The 23,710-nt window shown below is 76.0% G+C and carries 12 protein-coding genes; 10 read left to right on the plus strand and 2 right to left on the minus strand.

The annotated features are described in order from the left end of the window. Positions 1-9: 9 nt before the first annotated feature. The 4 genes from ACZ7KX_RS04500 to ACZ7KX_RS04515 all read left to right on the plus strand — a co-directional run bounded on the left by ACZ7KX_RS04500 (position 10) and on the right by ACZ7KX_RS04515 (position 9,673). On the plus strand, positions 10-7,404 hold the full coding sequence (locus tag ACZ7KX_RS04500; RefSeq protein ID WP_470325259.1) for an amino acid adenylation domain-containing protein: 7,395 nt from the start codon (positions 10-12) through the stop codon (positions 7,402-7,404). Continuing rightward, a complete protein-coding gene (locus ACZ7KX_RS04505; RefSeq protein WP_396547451.1) occupies positions 7,397-7,582 on the plus strand; it encodes an MbtH family protein in 186 nt (61 codons plus the stop codon). Before ACZ7KX_RS04500 ends, ACZ7KX_RS04505 begins: the two co-directional genes overlap by 8 nt. Before the next feature lie 134 nt (positions 7,583-7,716). Continuing rightward, entirely contained in the window at positions 7,717-9,054 is a 1,338-nt protein-coding gene (locus ACZ7KX_RS04510; protein WP_470325260.1) for a DHA2 family efflux MFS transporter permease subunit, read from the plus strand. A 70-nt stretch (positions 9,055-9,124) separates the two neighbouring features. Continuing rightward, the gene (locus ACZ7KX_RS04515) at positions 9,125-9,673 is read left to right on the plus strand and encodes a Uma2 family endonuclease (protein WP_470325261.1); all 549 of its coding nucleotides are present in this window, start codon (positions 9,125-9,127) and stop codon (positions 9,671-9,673) included. A gap of 77 nt (positions 9,674-9,750) precedes the next feature. On the opposite strand, the gene fes is transcribed toward ACZ7KX_RS04515, so the two are convergent. Then, complete coding sequence (gene fes / locus ACZ7KX_RS04520; RefSeq protein ID WP_470325262.1) at positions 9,751-10,875, minus strand: enterochelin esterase; 1,125 nt, start codon at positions 10,873-10,875, stop codon at positions 9,751-9,753. A 34-nt stretch (positions 10,876-10,909) separates the two neighbouring features. After that, a complete protein-coding gene (fhuB, locus tag ACZ7KX_RS04525; protein WP_470325263.1) occupies positions 10,910-13,177 on the minus strand; it encodes a Fe(3+)-hydroxamate ABC transporter permease FhuB in 2,268 nt (755 codons plus the stop codon). A 118-nt stretch (positions 13,178-13,295) separates the two neighbouring features. Between fhuB and ACZ7KX_RS04530 the strand changes: the two genes are divergently transcribed. From ACZ7KX_RS04530 to ACZ7KX_RS04555, 6 genes are all read left to right on the plus strand, one after another. Then, positions 13,296-14,312 (plus strand): ABC transporter substrate-binding protein, encoded by a 1,017-nt coding sequence (locus ACZ7KX_RS04530; protein WP_470325264.1) that lies wholly within the window; start codon positions 13,296-13,298, stop codon positions 14,310-14,312. A 53-nt stretch (positions 14,313-14,365) separates the two neighbouring features. Beyond that, positions 14,366-15,148: an ABC transporter ATP-binding protein gene (locus ACZ7KX_RS04535; protein WP_470325265.1), complete on the plus strand. Its 783-nt coding sequence runs from the start codon at positions 14,366-14,368 to the stop codon at positions 15,146-15,148. A gap of 132 nt (positions 15,149-15,280) precedes the next feature. Then, positions 15,281-16,390, plus strand: coding sequence for a PQQ-dependent sugar dehydrogenase (locus ACZ7KX_RS04540; RefSeq protein WP_470325266.1), 1,110 nt, complete (start codon positions 15,281-15,283; stop codon positions 16,388-16,390). Between the two features lie 223 nt (positions 16,391-16,613). Further along, positions 16,614-17,471, plus strand: a complete 858-nt coding sequence (locus ACZ7KX_RS04545; RefSeq protein ID WP_470325267.1) for a DUF4132 domain-containing protein — start codon at positions 16,614-16,616, stop codon at positions 17,469-17,471. Next, the gene (locus ACZ7KX_RS04550) at positions 17,468-22,564 is read left to right on the plus strand and encodes a hypothetical protein (protein ID WP_470325268.1); all 5,097 of its coding nucleotides are present in this window, start codon (positions 17,468-17,470) and stop codon (positions 22,562-22,564) included. The genes ACZ7KX_RS04545 and ACZ7KX_RS04550 overlap by 4 nt, the downstream gene beginning before the upstream one ends. After that, positions 22,561-23,706: an ATP-binding protein gene (locus tag ACZ7KX_RS04555; protein WP_470325269.1), complete on the plus strand. Its 1,146-nt coding sequence runs from the start codon at positions 22,561-22,563 to the stop codon at positions 23,704-23,706. The genes ACZ7KX_RS04550 and ACZ7KX_RS04555 overlap by 4 nt, the downstream gene beginning before the upstream one ends. The last annotated feature ends 4 nt before the right edge of the window (positions 23,707-23,710 follow it).

The following is a 23,710-nucleotide window of genomic DNA, read 5'->3' on the forward strand; positions in this document are numbered from 1 at the left end:
TTCCGAACCATGCCCGCCGCCGAGACCCACCCTGGCGACACCCAGACCGGCGACACCCAGCCCGGAGCCACCGTCGACACGGGGACCGTCGAGATCCTGGCCGCCGACGTCCCGCTGCTCGCCGCCCAGGCCGCCATCTGGTACGCCCAGGAACTCGACCCCGCCAGCCCGGTCTACAACACGGGCGACGCCGTCGAGATCGTTGGGCCGTTGGACGAGGACCGGTTCGAACGGGCCCTGCGGCAGGCGGTGGAGGAGGCGGAGGCACTGAGCGCCGTCGTCGCCACCGGCCCCGACGGCACGCCCCGTCAGCGCCTGCAGCCCGGCCGCCACTGGCCGCTGCACCGGCTCGACCTGCGCGCCGCCGCCGCCCCCGACGGGGCCGCCGAGGTCTGGATGCGCGCCGACCTCGCCCGCCCCGTCGACCTCGCCGAGGGCCCCCTGTTCACCCACGCGCTCATCCGTCTCGCCGACGACCGGCGCCTCTGGTACCGGCGGATCCACCACCTCGCCGTCGACGCCTACGCGTTGACCCTCCTCGGCGACCGGATCGCCGAGCTGTACCGCGCCGCCACCGCCGCCGCCGCCGGTGCCGGTGCCGAGCCTGCCGGTGCCGAGCCCGCCCCGAGCCCGTTCGCGCGCCTCTCCGAGGCCGCCGCCGAGGAGGCCGCCTACCGCGCCGGCGAGGACTACCGGGCCGACCGCGCCTACTGGACCGCCCGGATGGCCGACGCCGACACCCCGCCGACCCTCCCCAACATCCTCCCCAGCACCCTCGCCGGCACCCCCGCCCGTGACCCCCGCCCGGCCCCGCTGCGCCACACCGCCGACCTCCCCGCCGGCACCCGGGACCGCCTGGAGCGCGCCGCCGGCGCCGTCCGCGCCACCTGGGCCGAGCTGCTGCTCGCCGCCACCGCCGGCTACCTGCACCGCCTCTCCGGCAGCCGCGACGTCGTCCTCGGCCTGCCGCTCGCCAACCGCCGCGGCCCGGCCGCCCTGCGCACCCCCGTCGCCACCGCCAACGTGCTGCCGCTGCGCCTCGCCGTCCGCCCCGCCGACAGCGCCGAGGCCCTGCTGCGCCAGGTGGTCCGCGAACTGCGCGCCGTCCGCCGCCACCAGCGCTACCCGCTGGAGGACCTGCGCCGCGACCTCGGCCGCACCGCCGACGGCCGCGCCCTGTTCGGCCCGATGGTCAACATCAAGGCCTTCGAGGGCGACCTCGACCTGGCCGGTCTGCCCGGCACCGTCCGCAACCTCGCCGCCGGCCCCGTGGACGACCTCGCCCTGAACGTCTCGCCCAGCCCGGACGGCGCGCTGCGCCTGGTCATCGACGCCGACCCGGCCCGCCACGGCGCCGCCTCCGTCGCCGCCCACCGCGACGGCCTGCTGCGCTACCTCGACGCCCTCGCCGACCTGCTGCTCACCGCCCCGCAGACCCCGATCGCCCGGATCGACCTGCTCGACGCGGACGCCCTGGGCCGGGCCACCGCGGGCCGGACCGAACCCGCGGCCGAGTCGACGGTGCCCGAGCTGTTCGCCGCCCGCGCCGCCCGCACCCCGGAGGCCGTCGCCGTCCGCAGCGGCGCGGTCGCCCTGACGTACCGGCAGCTCGACACCGCCGCCAACCGGCTGGCCCACCGCCTGGCCGCCCTCGGCGTACGGGGCGGCGCGCCGGTCGCGATCGCCCTGCCGCGCGGCGCCGACACGCTCGTCGCGATGCTCGCCGTCCTCAAGGCCGGCGGCGCCTGCGTGTCCCTCGACCTCGCCCACCCGCGGCAGCGGCTCGCCGCCGTGCTGGCCGACGCCCGTCCGGTCTGCGCGGTCGGCACCGCCGAGGCCCTCGCCGGGCTCGACCTGCCCGCCGACCTGCCCGCGGTCCGGCCGGGGGAGGCGGACGGCGAGCCGGACGACGCCCCGCCGGCACCCCGACCGGCCGACCCGGCCTACGTGCTGCACACCTCGGGCTCCACCGGCCGCCCCAAGGGCGTGGTGGTCACCCACGCCTCACTGGCCAACCTGCACGCCGGCCTCGGCGAGGACCACATCGCCCCCGCGCTGCGCCGCACCGGCCGCGAGCGCCTGCGCGTCGCCCACAGCGCCTCGTTCGCCTTCGACGCCTCCTGGGACCCGGTGCTCTGGATGGTCCACGGCCACGAGCTCCACGTGCTGGACGAGGCCACCTACCGCGACCCGGCCGCCCTCGCCGCCCACCTCGACCGCGAGCGCATCGACTACCTCGACCTCACCCCCTCCTACCTCGAAGTCCTCATCGCCGAAGGGATCCTGGACGAGGACCGGCACCGCCCGTCCGTCCTGGTGGTCGGCGGCGAGGCCACCCCGCCGGCCCTCTGGCAGCGCCTGACCGCCGTCCCCGGCCTGCACCCCGTCGACCTCTACGGCCCGACCGAGACCACCGTCGACGCCTACGCCTGGACCCCGGGCCCGGACGGCGCCCCGGTCGGCCGGGTGGTGCGCGGCTCCCGCGCCTACGTCCTGGACGGCTCGCTGCGCCCCGTGCCCGACGGTGTCACCGGCGAACTGTACGTCGCCGGCGCCTGCTTGGCGCGCGGCTACCTCGGCCGCCCCGACCTCACCGCCGAACGCTTCCTCGCCGACCCCTTCGGCCCGCCCGGCAGCCGGATGTACCGCACCGGCGACCTCGCCCGCCGCCGCTCATGGGGGTCCCCCCGGCCGGAGGCCGGGGGAGGCACCCTGGAGTTCCTCGGCCGCGCCGACGACCAGGTGAAGATCCGCGGCTTCCGCGTCGAGCCGGGCGAGATCGCCGCGGTCCTCGCCGAACTGCCCGGCGTCGCCCAGGCGGTGGTGATCGCCCGCCCCGGCCCGCAGGGCACGCGCCTGCTCGGCTACGCCGTCCCCGCCGCCGGCGGCGCCCCCGACCCGGCCGGACTGCGTGCCGCGCTGGCCGCCCGGCTGCCCGCGCACATGGTCCCGTCGGCCGTGCTGCTGCTGGACGAACTGCCGCGCACCGCCCACGACAAGCTCGACCACCGGGCCCTGCCCGAGCCGGCTGCGGAGACCGAGGGCACCGCCGCGGCCACACCGCAGGAGGGGCTGGTCTGCGGTCTGTTCGCCGATGTCCTCGACCTGCCACGGGCACCCGGCCGGGAGGCCTCCTTCTTCGACCTCGGCGGCCACTCGCTGCTCGCCGGTCGACTCGCCGCCCGGCTGCGCGAGACCTTCGCCACGCCGGTCGGATTCGCCGACGTGTTCCGCCACCCGACCCCGGCCGGGCTGGCCGCCCTGCTCGACGAGCGAACCGCCCAGGACGAGGCCGCCTCCGACGGGGCCGCCTCCGACGGGGCCGCCCTCGACCGGGCCGGCCGCCGCGGCGCCCCCCGACCGGGCCCCGCCCTCGGCCCCGGCCCCGCCCTCGTGCCCGTCCCGCGCACCGAGCGGATGCCGCTCTCGCCCGCCCAGCGCGGACTCTGGTTCCTGCACCGGCTCGAAGGCCCCAGCCCCACCTACAACATCCCGCTCGTGCTCACCCTCACCGGCCCGCTCGACCGACCCGCGCTCACCCGCGCCCTCGGCGACCTCGTCGCCCGGCACGAGGTCCTGCGCACCGTCTACGGCGAGGAGCCGGACAGCACGCCGTACCAGCGGATCCTGCCCGCCGCGCCCCTCGAACTGCACGACGGTTCCGGGGACTTGGCCGACGCCGTCCGGTACGCCTTCGACCTGGCCGCCGAACCGCCGCTGCGGGCCACGCTGTTCTCCGCCGGGCCGACCGAGCACACCCTCCTCCTGCTGCTCCACCACATCGCCGGCGACGGCGCCTCCACCACCCCGCTGATCCGCGACCTCGCCGCCGCCTACGCCGCCCGGCTCGCCGGAGAGGAGCCCGAACTGCCGCCTCTCGCCGTCCAGTTCGCCGACCACGCGGTCTGGCAGCGGCAGCGCCTCGGCACCGCCGACGCGCCCAGCCCGCTCGCCGTCCGGCAGGCGGAGTACTGGCGTACCGCGCTCGCCGGGCTGCCCGACCAGCTGGAGCTGCCCACCGACCGCCCCCGCCCGGCCGTCGCCGACCATCGCGGCGCCACCGTGCCCTTCGCCCTCGGCGCCGAGGCACACGCCGCCCTCGCCGCCCTCGCCCGGGCCGCCGACAGCACGGTCTTCATGGCCGTCCAGGCCGGGCTCGCCGCCCTGCTCACCCGGCACGGCTGCGGCACCGACATCCCCATCGGCACCCCGGTGGCCGGCCGCGAGGACGACGGAACCGCGGACCTGGTCGGCTACTTCGTCAACTCCGTGGTGCTGCGCACCCCGACGTCGGGCGACCCGACCTTCCGCGAGCTGCTGGCGCGCGTGCGCGCCGCCGACCTCGACGCCCACGAGCACGCCGACCTGCCCTTCGACCGCCTGGTCGAGGAGCTCAACCCGGCGCGCTCACTCGCCCGCCACCCGCTGTTCCAGGTGATGCTCGCCTGGCAGAGCCGCCCCGACGAGCCCATCGACCTGGGCGGCGGCCTCACCGCCGAGATCGCCGCCGTGCCCAGCGGCACCGCCAAGTTCGACCTCACCCTCAACGCCGGCGAACTGCCCGGTGGCGGCATCGGCGGCTTCCTGGAGTACCGCACCGACCTCTTCGACGCCGCCACCGTGGCCGCGCTCGGGGAGCGCCTGGCCCGGCTGCTCACCGCCGCCGCCACCACGCCCGACACCCCGATCGGCGGGCTCCCGCTGATCAGCGGGGAGGAGCGGCTGCGCGCCCTGGTGGAGTGGAACACCGCGCCGGCACCGGCGGGCCGGGCCGGCGCCGCTCCGGGCGCCACCCTGCCCGAGCTGTTCGAAGCGGCGGCCGAGGCCAACCCGAAGGCCATCGCCGTGAGTTACCAGGGGCACCGGCTCGACTACACCGAACTCGGCGCCCGCGCCGACCGGTTGGCCCGCCTGCTGGCGGCCCAGGGCATCGGCCCCGGCACCATCGTCGCCCTCGCCCTGCCGCGCTCGGTCGAACTCGTCGTCGCCCTGCTGGCGGTGACCAAGTCCGGTGCCGCCTACCTGCCGCTCGACCCCGACTACCCGGCCGACCGGCTCGCCTACATGCTGGCCGACGCCACCCCCGCCGCCCTGCTCACCGACCGCGCCACCGCGCCCCGGCTGCCCGCCCACGAGGTACCGCAGATCCTCGTCGACGGACCGGAGGCCGAGCGGTACCCCGCCGTCCCGCTGGGCCGGCACGAGCGCACCCGCCCGCTGCGCGCCGACGACACCGCGTACGTCATCTACACCTCCGGTTCCACCGGCCGTCCCAAGGGCGTGCCCGTCACCCACCACAACGTCGTCCGGCTGTTCGGTGCCACCGACCACTGGTTCGGCTTCGGCTCCGAGGACGTCTGGACGCTGTTCCACTCCTACGCCTTCGACTTCTCCGTCTGGGAGCTGTGGGGCGCCCTGCTGCACGGCGGCCGGCTGGTCGTCGTCCCGCACCTGGTCAGCCGCGACCCGGCCGCCTTCCTCGACCTGCTCGCCCGCGAACGCGTCACCGTGCTCAACCAGACGCCGTCCGCGTTCTACCAGCTGAGCGCCGCCGACCGGGACCGCCACGGCAGCGAACTCGCCCTGCGCTACGTGGTGTTCGGCGGTGAGGCCCTGGAGCTCGCCCGCCTGGACGACTGGTACTCCCGGCACGCCGAGGACACGCCGACGCTGGTCAACATGTACGGCATCACCGAGACCACCGTGCACGTGTCCCACATCGCCCTCGACCGGGCGAGCGCCGCCGCCGGAAGCAGCAGCACCATCGGCGTCAACATCCCCGACCTGCGCGTCTACGTCCTCGACGGGCACCTGCAGCCCGTCCCGCCCGGCGTCACCGGCGAGATGTACGTCGCCGGGGCGGGCCTCGCCCGCGGCTACCTCGGCCGCCCCGAGCTCACCGCCACCCGCTTCGTCGCCGACCCGTACGCCGAGCTCTTCGGCGAGCACGGCACCCGGATGTACCGCTCCGGGGACCTCGCCCGCCGCCGTGCCGACGGCGTCCTGGAGTACTTCGGTCGCGCCGACCAGCAGGTCAAGCTGCGCGGCTTCCGGATCGAACTCGGCGAGATCGAGGCGGTGCTGGCCGCCCACCCGGCCGTCGCCGACGCCGCCGTCGTGGTCCGCGAGGACACGCCGGGGGACAAGCGGCTGGTCGCCTACGCGGTGGCCGGCGGCGAGGCGGACGGCGCTCCGCAGCCGGAGGAGCTGCGTGCCCACGCCGCCGCCGAACTGCCCGTCCACATGGTGCCGTCCGCCGTCGTCCTGCTCGACCGCCTGCCGCTGACCGCCAACGGCAAGCTCGACCGCCGCGCCCTGCCCGCCCCCGAGGCGCCGTCCGCGGGCGCCGGCCGGCCCCCGCGCACCCTGCGCGAGCAGCAGCTGTGCGAACTGTTCGCCGAGGTGCTGGGCGTGGCCGCGGTCGGCGTCGAGGACGACTTCTTCGCCCTGGGCGGGCACTCCCTGCTGGTGGTGCGCCTCGCCGGGCGGATCCGCGAGGTGCTCGGGCTGGAGGTCGGCATCGGCACGCTCTTCCAGGCCCCCACGCCGGCCGCCCTCGACGCCTCGCTCGCGGCCGGCGCCGAGTCGACCGACGCGCTGGACGTCCTGCTCCCGCTGCGACCTGCTGCCCCCGAACGGCAGCGCCCGCTCTTCGCCGTCCACCCGGCCGGCGGCCTCAGCTGGTGCTACACCGGCCTGATCCGCCACCTGCCCGGCGACGTCCCGATCTACGGCCTCCAGGCCCAGGGCGTCGGTGCCGCCACCGCGGCCGAACCGCTGCCCGGCACGATGGAGGAGCTCGCCGCGCACTACGTCGACCGGCTGCGCGAGGTCCAGCCGGAAGGACCGTACCGACTGCTCGGCTGGTCCACCGGCGGGATCATCGCGCACGCCGTGGCGGTCCGGCTCCAGGAACTCGGCCAGGACGTCGAGTTGCTGGCCATCCTGGACGCCTACCCGGCCGAGGGCTTCCGCGAGCTGCCCGTGCCCGACCAGGCCGAGGCCCTCGAAGCGCTGCTCACCATCTGCGGCTTCGGCCCCGCGGACCTCGACGGCCGGCCGCTCGAACTCGACGCCGTCACCGAGCTGTTGCGCCGCGAGGGCAGCCCGCTCGCCGGTCTCGACGACGCCACCGTGGCCGCGCTCAACCGGATCTACCTCAACACCAACCACCTGGTGCGCGGCTACGACCACCGGCGCTACGTCGGCGACGTGCTGTTCTTCCGTGCCACCGTCGACACCATCGACGACGCCCTGGTGCCCGAGCTGTGGGCCCCGTACGTGACCGGCCGGATCGCCGACACCGACGTGGCCTGCTCCCACAAGGACATGACCCTGCCCGCCCCGATCGCGCACATCGCGAGCGTGATCGCCGACCACCTGGAGAAGACCTCCGATGAGTGACGCCCCCGTCAACCCCTTCGACGCCGAAGGCGAGTTCCTGGCGCTCGTCAACCCCGAGGGGCAGCACTCCCTCTGGCCCGCCTTCGCCGCCGTCCCGGCGGGTTGGAGCGTCGCCCACGGCCCGTGCGAGCGGGCCGCCGCCCTGGAGTGGATCACCGCGCACTGGACCGCCCTGTGACCCCTCCCGACGCCGCTCGCGGGGCCGCGCCCGACGCCGCTCCCGGGGCCGCCGCCGACGCCGCCGCCGAGGCAGTACCCGGGGCACCCGGTGCCCGGGGCCCGGCGCGTCCCCTGCTCAGGGGGCGCGCCGCGGTGGTCGTCGTCTACACGGCCGCGATGTGCATGAACGGCCTGGACTCGACCATCGTCAACCCCGCGCTGTTCAGCATCGCCGAGGACTTCGGCCGCCCGGTCTCGGCGGCCAACGCCGTCGAGACCGCGTTCCTGGTCGGCCTCGCCCTCGGCCTGCCGGTGGCCGGCTGGCTCGGCGACCGGTACGGCGTGAAGCGGGTCTTCCTCGGCGCGCTCGCCGCCTTCACCCTCGCCTCCGCGCTGTGCGCCGCGGCCCCCGGGCTCGGCCCGCTGGCCGCCGCACGGGCGGTCCAGGGCGTGGCCGGTGGTCTGCTCACCCCGGTCGGGATGACCCTGCTGTTCCGGGCCTTCGCCCCGCACGAACGGGCCGGCCTCGGCCGGATCCTGATCGTCCCGACCGCGCTGATGCCCGCCCTCGGGCCGCCGCTCGGCGGCTTCCTCACCGAACACCTCTCCTGGCACTGGCTGTTCCTGGTCAACGTGCCGATCGGGGCCGCGGCCGTCGCGATCGGCCTGCTCGGCCTGCGGGCAGCCGAGGAACCCCCGGCCGGACGCTTCGACACCACCGGTTTCCTGCTCGCCACCCCCGGCCTCGGCCTGCTCACCTACGCCCTCGGCTTCGGCCCGGCGCACGGCTGGTCCTCCCCGGGCGTCGCCCTCAGCGGGGTGACGGGCATGGTCCTGCTCGGCGTTGCCGTGCGGCACCAACTCCGCACGGAAGAACCGCTGGTGGACCTGCGGCTGCTCGCCGACCGGACCTTCGGGGCGGCGAGCTCACTGGCCCTGCTCACCTCGGCCGGGCTGATGGGCGCGCTGTTCGCCCTGCCGCTGCTCTACCAGGCGGCCCTCGGCGCCTCCGCCCTCGACGCCGGGCTCAGCGTCTTCCCCGAGGCGATCGGCCTGATGGCCGCCTCCCAGGTGGTGGACCGCCTGCTGCCCCGCCTCGGGCCGCGCCGGCTCGCCCTGCCCGGGCTGCTGCTGGCCGCGGCGGTGCTCGCCGCACTCGGCTTCGCGGAGGACCCGTGGCTGGTCCGGGCCCTGATGTTCGGCGTCGGCCTGATCCTCGGCACCGCCGTCCTCACCGTCCAGATCGCCGGCTTCGCCGACGTCCCGCCGCCCGCGATGGGCCGGGCGATGGGCCTGTTCACCATCCTCCGCACCCTCGGCGGCGCCCTCGGCATCGGCGCCGCCGCCGCCCTCATCGGCGCCCTCCCCGCCGACTCCGCCACCGCGCCCTACCGGCTCGCCCTCCTCCTGACGGCCCTGCTGGTCGCCGCCGGAGCCGTCCTCGCCGCGCGCCTCCCGGCCGAGGCCCCGGGCCCGCCCCCAGAGGGCTGACACCGGCGCGGGCACGGTGCCTCTGGTGCCCCGGCTGCCGTACGGTGGTCGGAGCACCGGAGGAGTCCGCATGAACCCTGAGCACTACCGCCTGCTGGAGGAGGCCCGCCGCAGGCTCCCGGACGGCTACAAGGTCGAGCTGTCCGGCGACATCATCGTCATGCAGGCGTCACCGTCGTCGATCCACCAGCTGAACCTGGCGATCGTCCAGCGTCAGTTCGAAGCGCATTGCCCGCCCGGCTACTTCCCGACCGGGAACAGCGACCTCTCCTCGCCCGAGGTCGGCTCCGTCCGGAACCCCGACCTCACCTACCTGCCCGAGGACGTCATCGAGCTGGGGCGTGAGATCCCGGCCGAACTGGCGCTGATCGCGGTCGAGATCGTCTCGCCCTCCAACCCCGAGAACGACTGGATCGGGAAGGTCCGCGACTACCCGCGGATGGGCTTCCCGCTGTACCTGATCGTGGACCCGCGACAGAAGACCGTGACGCTCTTCTCCGAGCCGAACCGAGACCGCTACCACACCAGGACGGAGCGGGAGTTCGGCGAGCGCCTGCGCATCCCGGAGCCCTTCGACTTCGAGCTGGACCTGTCGCGGCTCGTCCCCTACCGGGACTGACGGCACCCGCCACCGTACGGATCCGTCGGGCGCCGAACGCCGGGGCCCGGCCGCCGGGCGACCGGGCCCCCTCCGTGCTACGTCGCCGTCCCGGGCGGCGTGCCGTTCCCCAGCAGGTGTGCCAGCCCGTCCGCGAGTCCGCCGCGCCAACAGGCGTAGTCGTGACCGCCGTTGAACTCGCGGTAGGCGAGGTCGTAGCCGCGCGCCCGCAGCACGTCCCGCAGGTGTCGGTTCTGGGTGAGCAGCATCCACTCCTGCAGCCCGACCTCGACGTAGAAGCGGGCCGCGCGGCGTTCCCCGGTGGCGAACTGCCGGGTCAGCCACTCGCTGCCCTCGTCGAACTCCGTCTCGTCCGGCCACCAGAAGGAGCCGGACTGGGAGAGTGCGTTGCCGAAGCGGTCCGGCCGGCGGTAGGCGGCGTAGGCGGCGGTGAGCCCGCCCGCGCTCTGGCCCGCGATCACGGTGCCGGCCGGGTCGGTGGTCGCGCCGAACTCCGTTGCGGCCCAGGGGAGGAGGCGGTCGGCGAGCAGGTCGACGAAGGCCGGGTTGCAGCTGAGGTCGGCGGGCCGTTCGGGGCCCATGGTGTGGACGAGCAGGGCCACGGTGGGCGGGATCGCGCCGGCGGCGGCCAGGTTGTCCAGCGTGTCGCCGACGGACAGCACCTCGCCCCACATCTCGCCGTCGAGCAGCACGACGACCGGGTGGGGGCCGTCCCCGTGCTCCGCCGGCAGGTGGACGTCCACCCGCCGCCCGGCGACGGTGTGCGGCACGGTGCGGCCGCGCGGCACGCCCTCGCGCCGCCGGACGTACGGCTGTGGCGGCGCGTCGGGCAGGCTGAGCACCGAGGCGGGGTGGCGGCCGTCGCGGGCGGGCAGCCGGGGTTCGGTGTCGTACGGGTCGGGGCGGGCGTGGTCGAGGACGCGCAGCCAGTCGGAGCGGGTCGTGCCGGGGGCGTCGCCGCGGAACGGGTGGAGCTGGTAGGAGGCCCGGTGGTCGGCGCGCAGCCGGTAGGTGATCGACCACGTCCCGTCGTCCCGGCGTGCCATCAGGTGCGGCGTGAGGTCGCCGTCGTGGCGGTCCTTGTCGGTTACGGTGTGCAGCAGCGCGAGGACGCCGTCGCACTCGTCGTCCCGGTGGGTGAAGGTGACCAGGCGGTGGGCGGGGTCGTGCGGGTCGGGTGCGACGAGGGGAGGGGTTTCCATGGTCGTGGTCTCCTGAAGAGGCTTGCGAAGGGGCTTACGCGGTGCGGCCGTTGCGGCCGAGCAGCACCCAGAGCAGGAAGGGGCCGCCGAGGACGGTGGTGACGATGCCGACGGGGATCTCGACCCCGCCGATCAGCACGCGTCCCAGGGTGTCCGCGAGGACGACGAGCAGGGCGCCGGTCAGCGCCGAGCCGAGGACGGGGACGCGGGCGGGCCCGGCCAGGCGTCCGGCGATCACCGGCGCGGCCAGTGCCACGAAGCCGACCGGTCCGCAGACGCCGACCGCCAGCCCGGCCAGTGCCACGGCCAGCAGCAGGCAGGCCAGCCGGACCCGGCCGGGGTCGACGCCGAGCGCGGAGGCGACGTTGTCGTCGAAGCGCAGCACGGCGAGCCGCCGGGCCGCCGCCAGGGCGAGCGGCACCAGCACCGCGAGCCCGATCAGGACCGGGGTGGCGATGGCGTAGTCCCGGCCGTTGAGACTGCCGGAGGTCCAGACGTACAGCGAGCCGGCGGAGTTGAGCGAGCGGCGGGCGAGCGCGACCTGGATCACCGCGGAGGCGAGCGCGGACATGGCGAGCCCGACGACCAGCACCCGGTAGCCGCGGGCGCCGAGCCCGCCGGAGACCAGGGTGACGAGCAGGACGGCGGCGAGCGCGCCGAGCGGCCCGGCCCACCAGGCGCCGAAGGTGCCCGAGGCGGTGGCGGAGACCAGCACGGCGGCCGTGGCGCCGTCGTTGACGCCGAGGAGTTCGGGGGTGGCGAGGCGGTTGCGGGCGAGGGTCTGGGTGAGGCAGCCGGCCAGGCCGAGCGCGGCCCCGGCGGCGAGCCCGGCGACGATCCGGCCGAGCCGGAACTTCTGCACCAGCAGGACGTCGAGGCGGTCGCCGTAGCCGAACACGGCCTGGAAGGTGCGTCCGAGGTCGAGTTCGCTCTGCCCGGCGTGCGCGGAGACCACGACGGCGCCGAGCAGTGCCGCGGCGAGGCCGAGCGAGGCGGCCAGGGCCCGGCGGGGGATCAGCAGCGACCAACTGCCGTACCGCAGCGCCGTGTCCGGTTTCGGGGCGGGCGGTTCGGCGTGCCGTACGGGCGGGGCGGCGGCCTCGGCCGGGTCGGTCATGGCGAGGGCGGCGGAGCGCCGGGAGCGGACGATGGCGATCAGCGCCGGGGCGCCGACGAGGGCGACGATCACCGACACCGGCGCCTCGAACGGCCGGGCCACCACCCGGGCCAGCACGTCGGCGCCGGTGAGCACGGCGGCGCCGAACAGGCCGGCCAGCAGGGTCAGTCGGCCGACCCTGGGCCCGGCGACGGCCCGGGCGAGGAATCCGGCGAGCAGTCCGAGGAAGGAGATCGGCCCGGCCAGGGCGACGGCCGAGGCGGTGAGCAGGGTGACGGCGGCGGCGACCGCCGCGCGGGTGGCGCCGGGCCGGTGGCCGAGGCCGCGGGCGAGGTCGTCACCGAGGGCCAGCGCGGTGAGCGGCCGGGTGGTGAGCAGGGCGAGCAGGAAGCCGGCGCCGAGGACGGGGGCGAGCTGGCGCAGGGTGGTCCAGCCCTCCACCCCGGACAGCGAGCCGAGTACCCACTCCCGGTAACGGTCGTATGCCTCGGGTGAGTTGACGATCAGCACGCCGGTGAGGCCGCCGAAGGTCGCGCCGACCGCGGAGCCGCCCAGGACCAGCCGCATCGGCGATCCGCCGCCGCGGCTGCCCGCGATCAGCAGTACCAGGGTGCTGGCGAGCACGGCGCCGCCGAAGGCGTAGGCGAGGTGCCCGTAGGAGGTCTGCACGCCGAGCACGGCAATGCCGAGCACGACGCCGAGGGAGGCGCCGGCGTTGACGCCGAGCAGTCCGGTCTCGGCGAGCGGGTTGCGGGTGACGGACTGCAGTTGTGCCCCGGCGACGCCGAGCGCGGCGCCGACCAGCAGGGCGGTGACGGTGCGGGGGAGCCGCAGGTCGCCGACGACCAGGGCGAGTCGGCCGTCGGCGCGGGCGCCGTCGCGGTTCAGCAGGTAGTCCAGCACCCGTCCGGGGCCGACCTCGCCGGCGCCGATCGACAGGGACAGTGCGGCCAGCGCGAGCAGGAGTGCCAGCGCCCCGAGGAGGACCGGCCAGGCGGGGCGCCGGGGCTCGGGCCGGGCGGACCCGGGCCGGTCGGATCCGGACCGGCGGGGCCCGGACCGGTTCGGATCGGGCCGGTTCGGCTCGGACCGGTGCGGTTCGGAGCGGTGTGACTCCCCCGTCGGCGACGTGTCCGGCGCGGCGGCGGGGGACGCTTCGTGGGCGCCCGCTTGCGACAATGTCATAAGGTAAGGCTAACCTAATGGCCGAGCCGCCCCGCAGGGCGCCCGGCAGGGCACCTCCGCCCTGTCGGGCTGCCCGCACGTCGCTCAACTCCCGTACCACCATTGCCCGGAGGCAACCATGCCGTTCGCCCGTCGCCCGCTCAGCCCCGTCCGCCGCCGCGCGGCCCAGGCGCTGGCCGTCACCGGGGCGGCCGCCCTGCTGCTCACGGGCTGCGGCTCCTCGGGCACCTCCGCCTCCTCCTCCGCCGCCTCATCCCCGGCGGCGGACGCCGCGGGTGGCGGCAACGGCGGCAAGCGGACCGTCAAGGACGCCACCGGCAGGGCCGTCGAGGTCCCCGCCGAGCCCAAGCGGATCGTCACGCTCACCCAGGAGGACCTGGACGCGGTGCTCGCCCTCGGCGTCAAGCCGGCCGGCATCACCAACGGCCAGGGCCTCAACGAGCCGCCCGCGTACCTGAAGGACAAGGTCCAGGGCGCGCCGGTGGTCGGCAACCTGCTGCAGCCGGTGATGGACAAGGTGATCGCCGTCAAGCCCGACCTCATCCTGGCCGGTGACATGCAGGACGAGCAGGTGCTCAAGCAGCTGCGCGAGATCACCCCGGCCACCCTGGTCACCATGGCGCCCACCGACGACTGGAAGCTCGCCTTCCGGGGCATCGGCAACGCCGTCAACAAGCTCGACCAGGCCAACAAGGTGATCGGCGACTACGAGGCCAAGGCCGTCAAGGCCGGCGGGGAACTCACCCGGAACAAGGGCGCCGCCGTCTCCATCGTCCGCTGGAACCCCACCGGCCCGAGCTGGATGGAGAAGAAGCAGTTCGCGAGCGGTGTCGCGCTGGACATGGGCCTCACCCGCCCGGCCGCGCAGGACAAGGACGGCAACGCGCACAGCGCGGCGCTCAGCCTGGAGAAGCTCTCCGAGATCGACGGCGACTGGCTGTTCCTGTCCACCCTCACCGACGACGGAAAGTCCGCGCTCAAGGACGTCCAGTCCAAGCCCGCCTACCAGGAACTGAACGCCGTGAAGAACAACCACGTCGTGACGGTGGACGGCTCGGTCTGGTCCACCCGGGGCGGCCCGCTCGCCGCCGACGCCGTCATCGGCGACATCGGCAAGGCGCTCGCCGGCAACTGAGCGCGCACCGGACCGGGGAGCCGCCATGGAGGGGAGACAGGGGAGTTGACGCCGTGGAGTTGACGATCGAGGGGCTCACCGCCGGCTACGGCCCGGGTCGCCCCGTGCTCGGCGGGGTCGACCTCACCGTCCCGGCCGGGAAGGTGGTGGCGGTGGTCGGGCCGAACGGCTGCGGCAAGTCCACCCTGCTGCGGGCCGTCGCCCGGCTGCACCGCCCGGACGGCGGGCGGGTCCTGGTCGGCGGCGAGGACGTCTGGCGGCTGCGGCCGCGGCAGGCCGCCCACCGCATCGCCCTGCTGCCGCAGAGCCCGCAGGCACCGGAGGCGGTCACCGTCGCCGGGCTCGTCCGCTACGGCCGCCACCCGCACCAGGGCCTGTTCCGCCAGTGGTCGGCGGACGACGAACGGCTCACCGCCGAGGCCCTGCGCGCCACCGGCGTCGAGGGCCTCGCCGAGCGCCGCCTCGACCGCCTCTCGGGCGGCCAGCGCCAGCGCTGCTGGCTCGCCATGGTGCTCGCCCAGGACACGCCGGTCGTCCTGCTCGACGAGCCGACCAGTGCGCTCGACCTCGGGCACGCGGTCGAGGTGCTGGAACTCGTGCGCCAGGTCGCCGCGGGCGGCCGGACCGTGGTCATGGTGCTGCACGACCTCGCGGGGGCGGCCCGCTACGCGGACCTGCTGGTCGCCCTGCGGGACGGCGCGGTGGTGGCCTGCGGGCCGCCGCGCGAGGTGGTGGACGCGCCGCTGGTGCGGGCGCTGTACGACATCGACAGCCACGTCCTCACGGCGCCGGGCGACGGCGCGCCGGTCATCGTGCCCCGGGCGCCGGCGGTCTGAAGGCGGGCCCGGCGGTCTGAGGCGGGCCCGGCGGTGGGGGTGGTGGTCCGAGGCGTGCCCGGCGGCGGGGCAGCGGGGCAAGGCTGGGCGGATGTGGTGTGCTGGGCATCCCGTCCGCCGAGAGGTCCCCCGGTGCGCTGTCGTCGTCTCGCCGTCCTGCTGCTGGGCGCACTGCTCCTGCCCGCCTGCTCCTCCGCTCCCGTCCGCGGCTCCGCCTCCTCCGCCACCGCTTCCGCCCCGGCGTCCGCCGGGCCGGTGGTGCGGGCCACCCTCGCGGAGGGCTTGGCCGTCCCCTGGGGCGTGGCCGTGTTGCCCGACGGGGACCTGCTGGTCTCGGAACGGGACACCGCGCGGATCGTGCGGGTCGCCGCGACCGGCGGCACGACGAGCGGGGAGGGTGTCGTACCCGGCGTCACGGCCGGCGGGGAGGGCGGGCTGCTCGGCCTCGCCCTCTCCCCGTCCTTCGCCGACGACCACCTGGTCTACGCCTACCTCAGCACCGCCGAGGACAACCGCGTCGTGCGCACCGGCTACCACCCGGAGCGGCCCGTCGGCTCCCGACTCGAAGCACCGGTCGACGTGTTGAGCGGAATCCCGCGCGGCCCCCGACACAACGGCGGCCGGATCGCCTTCGGCCCGGACGGCATGCTCTACGTCACCACCGGTGACAGCAGTGACCCCGAACTCGCCCAGGACAAGGGCTCGTTCGGCGGAAAGATCCTCCGGCTCACCCCCGACGGCGCCCCGGCCCCGGGCAACCCCTTTCCGGGGTCGCCGGTCTACTCCTACGGCCACCGCAACGTGCAGGGTCTCGCCTGGGACGGCGAAGGACGGCTCTGGGCGAGCGAGTTCGGCGAGGACACCTGGGACGAGCTCAACCTGATCCGGCCCGGCGGCAACTACGGCTGGCCCACCGTCGAAGGGTCCGGCCACCGCCCCGGATTCCTCGACCCCGTCGCCCAGTGGCACCCCGCCGACGCTTCGCCGAGCGGGCTCGCGTACGCCGGCGGCGCCCTGTGGACGGCCGCCCTGCGCGGCACCCGGCTCTGGTACGTCCCGATCGTGGGTGACCACCTGGCGGGCAGCCCGCAGTCCTACCTCGACGGCGCATACGGACGGCTGCGCACGGTCGTCACCGACCGGGACGGCACGCTGCTGCTCGCCACCGGCAACACCGACGGCCGCGGCGACCCGCGCCCGGGTGACGACCGCATCCTGCGGCTCGGCGTGCCCGCGTCCTGAGCCGTGCCTGGTTCCTGAGCCGTGCCGGTGTCCCGGGCCGTGCCGGAGTCGGGGCCCGAGCGAGTTCGTTCACTCGTTCGAGGGGTTTGGGCCCCGCCGGCCACCGACCACCCGCCCCCGCCCGTCGCGTTGTCAGTGGGCCTCGCTACGTTCCTCGCATCGCTGGTCAGCAGGCGATCTCGACGTGGTTCCCGGGTGCTCCCCGGGTGGGAGGAGTACGGCCGTGGCATGGGTGGAGACGGGCGCGGGAGGGTACCGCGTCACGCTCGACGGGGAGGGCAGGGTGGTGTGCCGCAACGCGGCGGGCCGCGAGCTCAAGTCCGTTCCGTCGAAGCTCGGTGACGACCCGGTGGTCACCCAGCTCAGGCAGCTCGCCGAGTGGTTGTCCGCGCACGAGCGGAGCTGCCGGGAGGACGTCGAGCGCTGGATGGTGCGCTCGCTGCCGGTGCCCGCCGCGGTGATCACCGCGGTGTGGCCGGACGAGGCCTGGCAGGCCGTGCTGCGCGACCTGGTGGTCACCGGCGCGGACGGTTCGGTCGCCGGCTTCCTGCGCGGCGCGGACGCCGGGCGCGGCCTCGGCCTGGTCGACCTGGACGGCGACACCGTACGCCTCACCGACGGCGAGGTCCTGATACCCCACCCGGTCCTCCTCGACGACCTCGACGAACTGCGTGAGTTCGCCGTCGAACTCGGCGTCTCCCAGCGCGTCCAGCAGCTGTACCGCGAGGTCTGGCACCGGCCGGCGGAGCTGCCGGGCGGCACCGAGGTCACCACCTACGCCGGCGGCCGCTACCGCGAGCTGCGCGAGCTGGTCGGCCGCTGCAACCGGCTCGGCTGCCGGGTCCGCGGCGGCTCCGCCGTCCAGTCGATCACCGAGGGCGGGCGCACCGTCGAGGCCCGGGTGTGGGTCGGCGACTACTACGACTACGACGAGTGCGAGACCGGAGCACTCACCTGGGCGGGCGCCGACGGCCGGGCCCTGCCGCTCACCGAGGTCGGACCGGTCGCCTGGTCCGAGGGCATGCGGATGGCCGCCGCCCTGTACGCCGGCCGCACGCTCGAAGGGGAGGACGCCGCATGACCGCCACCGGCTCGCACACCGACACCACCACCACGGCCACGCCCGCCACACCGGAGGCCCTGCTCGACGCCGGCGCCGTGCTGCCGGCCGGCACCCTGGCCGGCGCCGGCCGCCCCGACAGCGCCGCCGACGTGCTCACCGCCCGCAGCTACACCCACCCCGCGCTCGACGGCCGCCGGATCGTCCGACTGGTCCCCGGCGCGCTCGGCGGGGCCGAGGACCTCGCCCTCGACTTCCTCGGCCTGGCGCCCGACGCCGCGCCCGCCGAGGTCGGCCAGGTCCGCCAGGAGGCGCTCGGCTTCCCCGCCTGGGCGCTGGTCCACGACCCGGCCAACGGCCACCACGCGCTCGCCCTGGTCAAGGAGATGGAGCGACTGGCCCGCCAGGCCGCCTCCAAGCCGGGCGCCGCCAAGGACGGCTTCGACGCGCTCGCCACCCGCCTCGGCCGCGCCGTCCCGCACTTCCTGCCCACCTTCTGCGAGGAGGTCGGCCGGATCTTCCTGGGCCACGGCAACCAGACCTACGCCGCCGCCTGGTTCGGCAAGGCCCGCGAGGCCGAGCGCACCCACGGCCTGACGGTGGACGAGGAGCGGCTGCGCGCCGTCTTCCTGGAGTTCGCCCTGGCCGGCGCGCTCACCGTCAAGTCGCTGCGCCAGTACGTCAAGGAGCTCGCCCAGCGGCTCGACCCGGAGACCGCCTGGCAGCGCTTCCGCCAGCTGTGCACCGAGCGCTCCGCGGCTGGCATGGCCCCCTACGCCGGGGTCGCCGAGGACGCCCGCGCGCTGGTCCGGGCCGCCGGGCTGGACCGCGTCGAGCACGAACAGGCGCTGCTCGCCGAACTGCTGGCCTCCCCGGCGGTCAACCGGGCGCCGGCCGCGTTCTGGAAGTCCTGGCACGGCGCGCTGGTCGAGCTGGGCACCCGCGACGCCGAGGTCCGCACCCGCCTGCTGGAGCTGCTGCCCGACCCGGCGGCCTCCGGCTCCGACTCCGCCCCGCACGACACCGCCTGGCTGGCGGTCCTCGCCGAGACCGGCGCCGAGAGCCTGCTCACCGGCCCCCGCGCCGAGGGCGCCGAGCCCGCCGCCGCCTGGCTCCAGCGCTGGTGCAACCACCTCGGCCGCGGCTGGCGCAGCCGGCCCAGCTGCCCCGCCACCCTCGCCCTGGCCGGCCGGATGGTCGAGCGGCTGCGCGCCGACGCCGTCCCGGTCGACCTCTTCACCGGCATCCGTGCCAGCCACACCCGGCTCGACCTGCTGGACCTCCTGCTCGCCGAGGGCATCCCCGTGGCCGACCCGCCGGCCGGCCTCGGCTTCGACCTGCGGGACTGGGTCGGCCAGTTCGGCCCCGACAGCGCCGACCTCGCCGCCGTCGCCGCCGACGCCCGCTACCGGCCGCTGCTGCGCCGCGCCGCCCCGGCCGCCTGGGAGACGGCCGTCAAGGGCCAGGTGTCCGTCCAGCCGCTGCTCGACGAGCTGTTCGCGGAGTGGGCCGAGGCCCGTGCCGAGGAGGTCACCGCCGCCCGCGGTCTGGCCGGCGCCGCCGACCTGGTCCGCGCGCTGAGCCAGCACCGCACCGCCATCCGCACGGTCGCCCCGGCCGCCGCCGAGAAGATCGCCGCACTCGACGTCAGCGGCCTGCTCGCCCGGGCCCTCGGGGCCGGCATCCTGGACGAACTCGGCTGGCCCGCCCTGGAGGACGCGCTCGCCAAGCTCGCCGACCCGCCCGCCGCGGACGCCCCGCCGACCACCGCCCCGGGCCTGCGCACCAAGGGCCTGACCGGCCTGATCGTCGAGGACGCCTGGCCGTACCTGATCCTCGCCCGCCTGGACCGCGCCGTCGTGGTCGGCCCCGAGGGCATCCTGCTGGACCACACCCTGCGCCTGCCCAAGCTGACGGAGAACTGGAACCGGCCCCGGCTGCGCCTGGTCGACGGCGAGCTCCTGGTCGCCTGGTACCAGGACGGCAAGCAGACGGCCTACTGGTCCGGCCGCCCGGACCACACCTTCGAGCTCGAAGGCCGCACCATCGCCGGCTACCACTACGGCGAGCGGTTCCCCGAGGAACCGTCCCTGCCGCTGCCCGGCGGCGGCCGCACCACCGGCGAGCGCCCACTGCACCCCGGCGACACCCGGATGCCGAACGAACACCCCGTCCTCGGCGACGGCACCGGCTACTGGACGCTGCGCCACGGCAGCGACGGCCCGGTCCTGCGCGAACTCGACCCGGTCACCGGCACCCTGGGCCGCGCCGCCGAGCCGCCCGTGATCGCCGCCACCGCCGCGGCCGGCCGGCTCGTCGAGGGCCGCACCCGCCTGCTGCCGTTGCAGCCCGGTCTGGAGCGGACCCCGCTCGGCACCGACGGCACCGTGCTCGGCAGCTGGGTGCGCACCGAGCCCGGGCGCGCCGTCACCACCTTCACCGCCGACGGGCAGCGCATCGTCCTGCCGCTGGACGGACGGCACCAGCCGGACACCGTCCCGGTCGGCCGGCTCGCCCTGCCCGGCGAGGGCCGCCCGGTGGTCAGCCGCCCGGGCGGCGAGCACCTGTCCCTCAACCTGCCCGACCTCGCCGACCGCGGCGACCGCACCGCCGACCTGCGCCCCTGCCGGTCGGGCGAGCTCTCCGCGGCCGGCACCGCCCTCGTCCCGCCGTTCGACCACTGGCACGCCCTGCGGCCGCGGGACGAGGCCGGATCCCGTGCGCTGCGCGGCGTGACCACCGAGCAGGCGGCCCGGCTGATCGACCTCGCCTGGCCCGTCGACACCGAGCCCGTCCCGGAGGACGAGCAGCGCTGGCTGACCGTCCAGGGCGTCCGGCGCCCGCTCGCCCAGCGCGGTGAGGCCCGCAACAGCCTGCCCGTCGAGGCGGTCGGCGCCGCCCTGCCCGGCATCGCCGACCCGCTGCTGCTCGCAGGCGTCGCCGGATTCGCCCGCGCCGCGGCCGACCTGCTGGACCGCATCGCCCGCTTCCTCCCGCAGCCGGACGCCGAGCGCCCCAGCAAGGCGGAGGCGGCCCAGTGGCGGCCCGAGCACGGCCGGGACGACGAGCTGCGCGACGCCGTCCGCAACGTCCTGCCCGAGATCGGCGGCTTCGGCAACAGCTGGGGCACCTCCGACCGCTGCTGGGTGCTCAACAACCTGCGCACCGTCAGCGCCGTCCTCGCCGCCCCGCCCGCCGCGACCGGCGAGGGTTGGAGCAGCCCGGCGAGCGTCGCCCTGCACGGCGGCGACGCCAACCACGGCTGGCTGCACCTGCTCGGCCGGGTCGACGTCCTGGCCCACGCGGTGGCCGCCCCGCTCACCCAGCCGGACCACCGCTCCACGCTGGTCCTGCTGCTCGGCGAGCTCACCAAGGGGCCGCTCGCCGACCGCGGTGCCACCCTGCGCGAGATCGTCCTCAGCGAGCCGGCGGACAGCGCCGCCGGCGACCGGCCGGTCACCCACCGCCAGGGCGAGGTGCTGCGCCACGGCGAGCGCACCGTCGTCATCCTCGGCCACCGGCGCCAGTTCACCGACGGCACGGTGCACTGGCTCGCCGTCGACCACGACCCGAGCGGGGAGTTCGGCCCCGTCGCGCACTTCACCACCGTCGAGGAGCGCGGCACCGAGGAGCGGGTCTCCGCCGCCTGGATCGCGACGTTCTGGCGGGTCGCCGCCCTGCACGGCAGCGTCCCGTGGGACGCGGCCCGCGCCGCCGCCTTCTCCGAACTCACCGGCATCGGCACCACCCGCGCCACCCTGCTGCTCAGCCCGCCCCCCGGCCTGCTGCACTGGGGCAACGCCGAGCTGCCCGAGGAGTACGGCGCCAAGCCCGCCGCGGTCAGGGCCGCCCAGCGCTGGCTGCGCGGACACGACCACGCCGGGGTCGCCGACGTCTGGAGCGCCCTGCTGCCCGACGACCCGAAGACGCTGTGGACCGACGGCCCCGACCTCGCGGCCGGCGCCGAAGCCTGGATCCGTCGCTTCGGACGGCTCGTCACCCTCCCCGAGGAGGCCCACACCACCGTCCAGGGCGTGTCCATCGACACCGTCGAGGCGGTGCTCAACCCCTCCCACACCCCGTGGCTGACCCGCACCACCGCCTTCCGGATCCACAAGGACGCCCAGGGCACGCCCCGGTTGGTCGCCGACGACGTCACGGCGCTGCCCGACTCCGGCGCGCTGCACCAGACCATCGACGCCATCCGCTGGCTCGCCTACCACCTGCCCGCGGACAGTCCACTGCGCGCGCTGCTGCCCCGGGCCGCCACCGCGCTGCGCGAGCGCCTGGCCGACCCGGAGCTGCTGCTCGACTTCGACCTCCTCGGCACCACCAAGAACACCCCGCTGGCCCCCGTGCTGCGCACCCACTTCGGCCTGCCCGCCGAGGGCGGCGCCGACCCGGACGGCGTGGTCCGCTGCGGCCCGGCGCTGGTCCTCACCCCGAACCACGAGGCGTACGAGCGGGTCTGGCTGCGACCGGCCGCCCTCACCGGCCCGGACGACCCGCTGCTCGACCTGCTCGACGGGCTCGCCGTCAGCTACTGGTTCAGCAGCGAGCGGGCCGCCATCTCCTCCGTCCTGCGCGGCGAGCCGGAGCGACTGGCCGCCTCGGCCGCCGCGACGGCCGGCGGCGACAGCAGCGGAGGCGACGGCCCGGCCTGGCTGCAGAACCCGCAGCTGTCCGCCCCCGAGCTGGTCACCGAGGTGTCCCGCACCCACGGCCTCGGCGAGGACGCCGCCGCGCTCTACCTCCAACTGCTCGCCCTGCCCGACCCCACCGACCGCAACGTCGCCCGCTGGACGGGCTGGAAGCCCGCCCGGCTGAAGCGGGCCCGCGCCGAACTCGCCGCCACCGCGCTGGTGCTGGAGGCCAAGCGCTCCCGGGCCGGCCGCAGCCTCTTCCTGCCCGGCGGCTGGCAGGAGGCCAAGTCTCCGGCCCTGCCGGCCGAGACCTGGAAGGCCGCCCTGTACGAACTGCCCACCCACCGGCCCGTACTGGTGCCCCTGCCCGTCCCCGAACTGTTCGCCCGGGCCTGGCAGCGCACCCTCGACGGCGACGCCCCCGGTTACGAAGAGCTCCAGACCAGCAAGCGCAGGAAGGCCCGCCGATGAGCACCACCACCGTCCCCGCTCCCGCGGAGCGGCAGATCGTCCCGCCCGAGGAGAAGTACGCCGCCGAACTGGAGTTCCTCGCCGCGCACGACAGCGGCCCGCGCCCGCCCGGCTGGCGGCTCACCCCGCGCGCCGTCGTCACCTTCGTGATGGGCAGCGCCGGCGAGAAGCTCAAGGCCGGGCGCAGGAGCCTGGCCATCGAGCCCAAGTTCGTCGGCGAGCGCGCCCTGGTCGAACGCTGCGTCGTCACCCTCGCCGGGGAGCGCGGCCTGCTGCTCGTCGGCGAGCCCGGCACCGCCAAGTCGATGCTCTCCGAACTGCTCGCCGCCGCCGTCTGCGGCACCAGCGCGCTCACCGTCCAGGGCACCGCCGGCACCACCGAGGACCAGCTCAAGTACGGCTGGAACTACGCCCTGCTGCTCGCCAAGGGCCCCAGCCGCGACGCCCTCGTCCCGTCCCCGGTGCTCACCGCGATGACCACCGGCGCGGTCGCCCGGGTCGAGGAGGTGACCCGCTGCCTGCCCGAGGTGCAGGACGCCTTGGTCTCCCTGCTCTCCGAGCGGCGCGTCGCCGTCCCCGAGCTGGCGGGCAGCCCGGACGGGCAGCTGCACGCCGCCGCCGGCTTCACCCTGATCGCCACCGCGAACCTGCGGGACAAGGGCGTCAGCGAGATGTCCGCGGCCCTCAAGCGGCGGTTCAACTTCGAGACGGTCGGCCCGATCGGCAGCCTCACCGCCGAGGTCGAGCTGGTCCGCCGCCAGTCCACCGTCGCCGTCACCCGGGCCGGCGCCGCCTACGCGGTGGACGACGCCGTCCTGGAAGCCCTGGTCACCGCCTTCCGTGACCTGCGCAGCGGCCGCTCCACCGAGGGCTGGGACGTCGAGCGCCCGTCCACCGTGATGAGCACCGCCGAGGCCGTCTCCGTCGCCACCGCGCTCGGCGTCACCGCCGCGTACCTGCCCGACGGCGGCGACCTCCTCGGCCGCCTCCCCGGCCAACTCCTCGGCGTGGTCCGCAAGGACGACCCGGCCGACGCGGCCCGCCTGCTCGGCTACTGGGACGGGCCGGTGCGGCGCCGCGCCGAGCAGGGTGCCGCCACCTGGCGCACCCTGTGGGACCTCCGTTCGGCACTGGAGGCCTGAGCCG

It is taken from the genome of Kitasatospora sp. NPDC038210 (genome assembly GCF_055600605.1).

What these genes read in the sequence shown, in the direction of transcription:
- fes (WP_470325262.1), bottom strand. Translation starts at nt 10,875, where the DNA reads ATGGAAACCCCTCCCCTCGTCGCACCCGACCCGCACGACCCCGCCCAC.
- ACZ7KX_RS04555 (WP_470325269.1), top strand. Translation starts at nt 22,561, where the DNA reads ATGAGCACCACCACCGTCCCCGCTCCCGCGGAGCGGCAGATCGTCCCG.
- ACZ7KX_RS04515 (WP_470325261.1), top strand. Translation starts at nt 9,125, where the DNA reads ATGAACCCTGAGCACTACCGCCTGCTGGAGGAGGCCCGCCGCAGGCTC.
- ACZ7KX_RS04505 (WP_396547451.1), top strand. Translation starts at nt 7,397, where the DNA reads ATGAGTGACGCCCCCGTCAACCCCTTCGACGCCGAAGGCGAGTTCCTG.
- ACZ7KX_RS04550 (WP_470325268.1), top strand. Translation starts at nt 17,468, where the DNA reads ATGACCGCCACCGGCTCGCACACCGACACCACCACCACGGCCACGCCC.
- fhuB (WP_470325263.1), bottom strand. Translation starts at nt 13,177, where the DNA reads ATGACATTGTCGCAAGCGGGCGCCCACGAAGCGTCCCCCGCCGCCGCG.
- ACZ7KX_RS04530 (WP_470325264.1), top strand. Translation starts at nt 13,296, where the DNA reads ATGCCGTTCGCCCGTCGCCCGCTCAGCCCCGTCCGCCGCCGCGCGGCC.
- ACZ7KX_RS04500 (WP_470325259.1), top strand. Translation starts at nt 10, where the DNA reads ATGCCCGCCGCCGAGACCCACCCTGGCGACACCCAGACCGGCGACACC.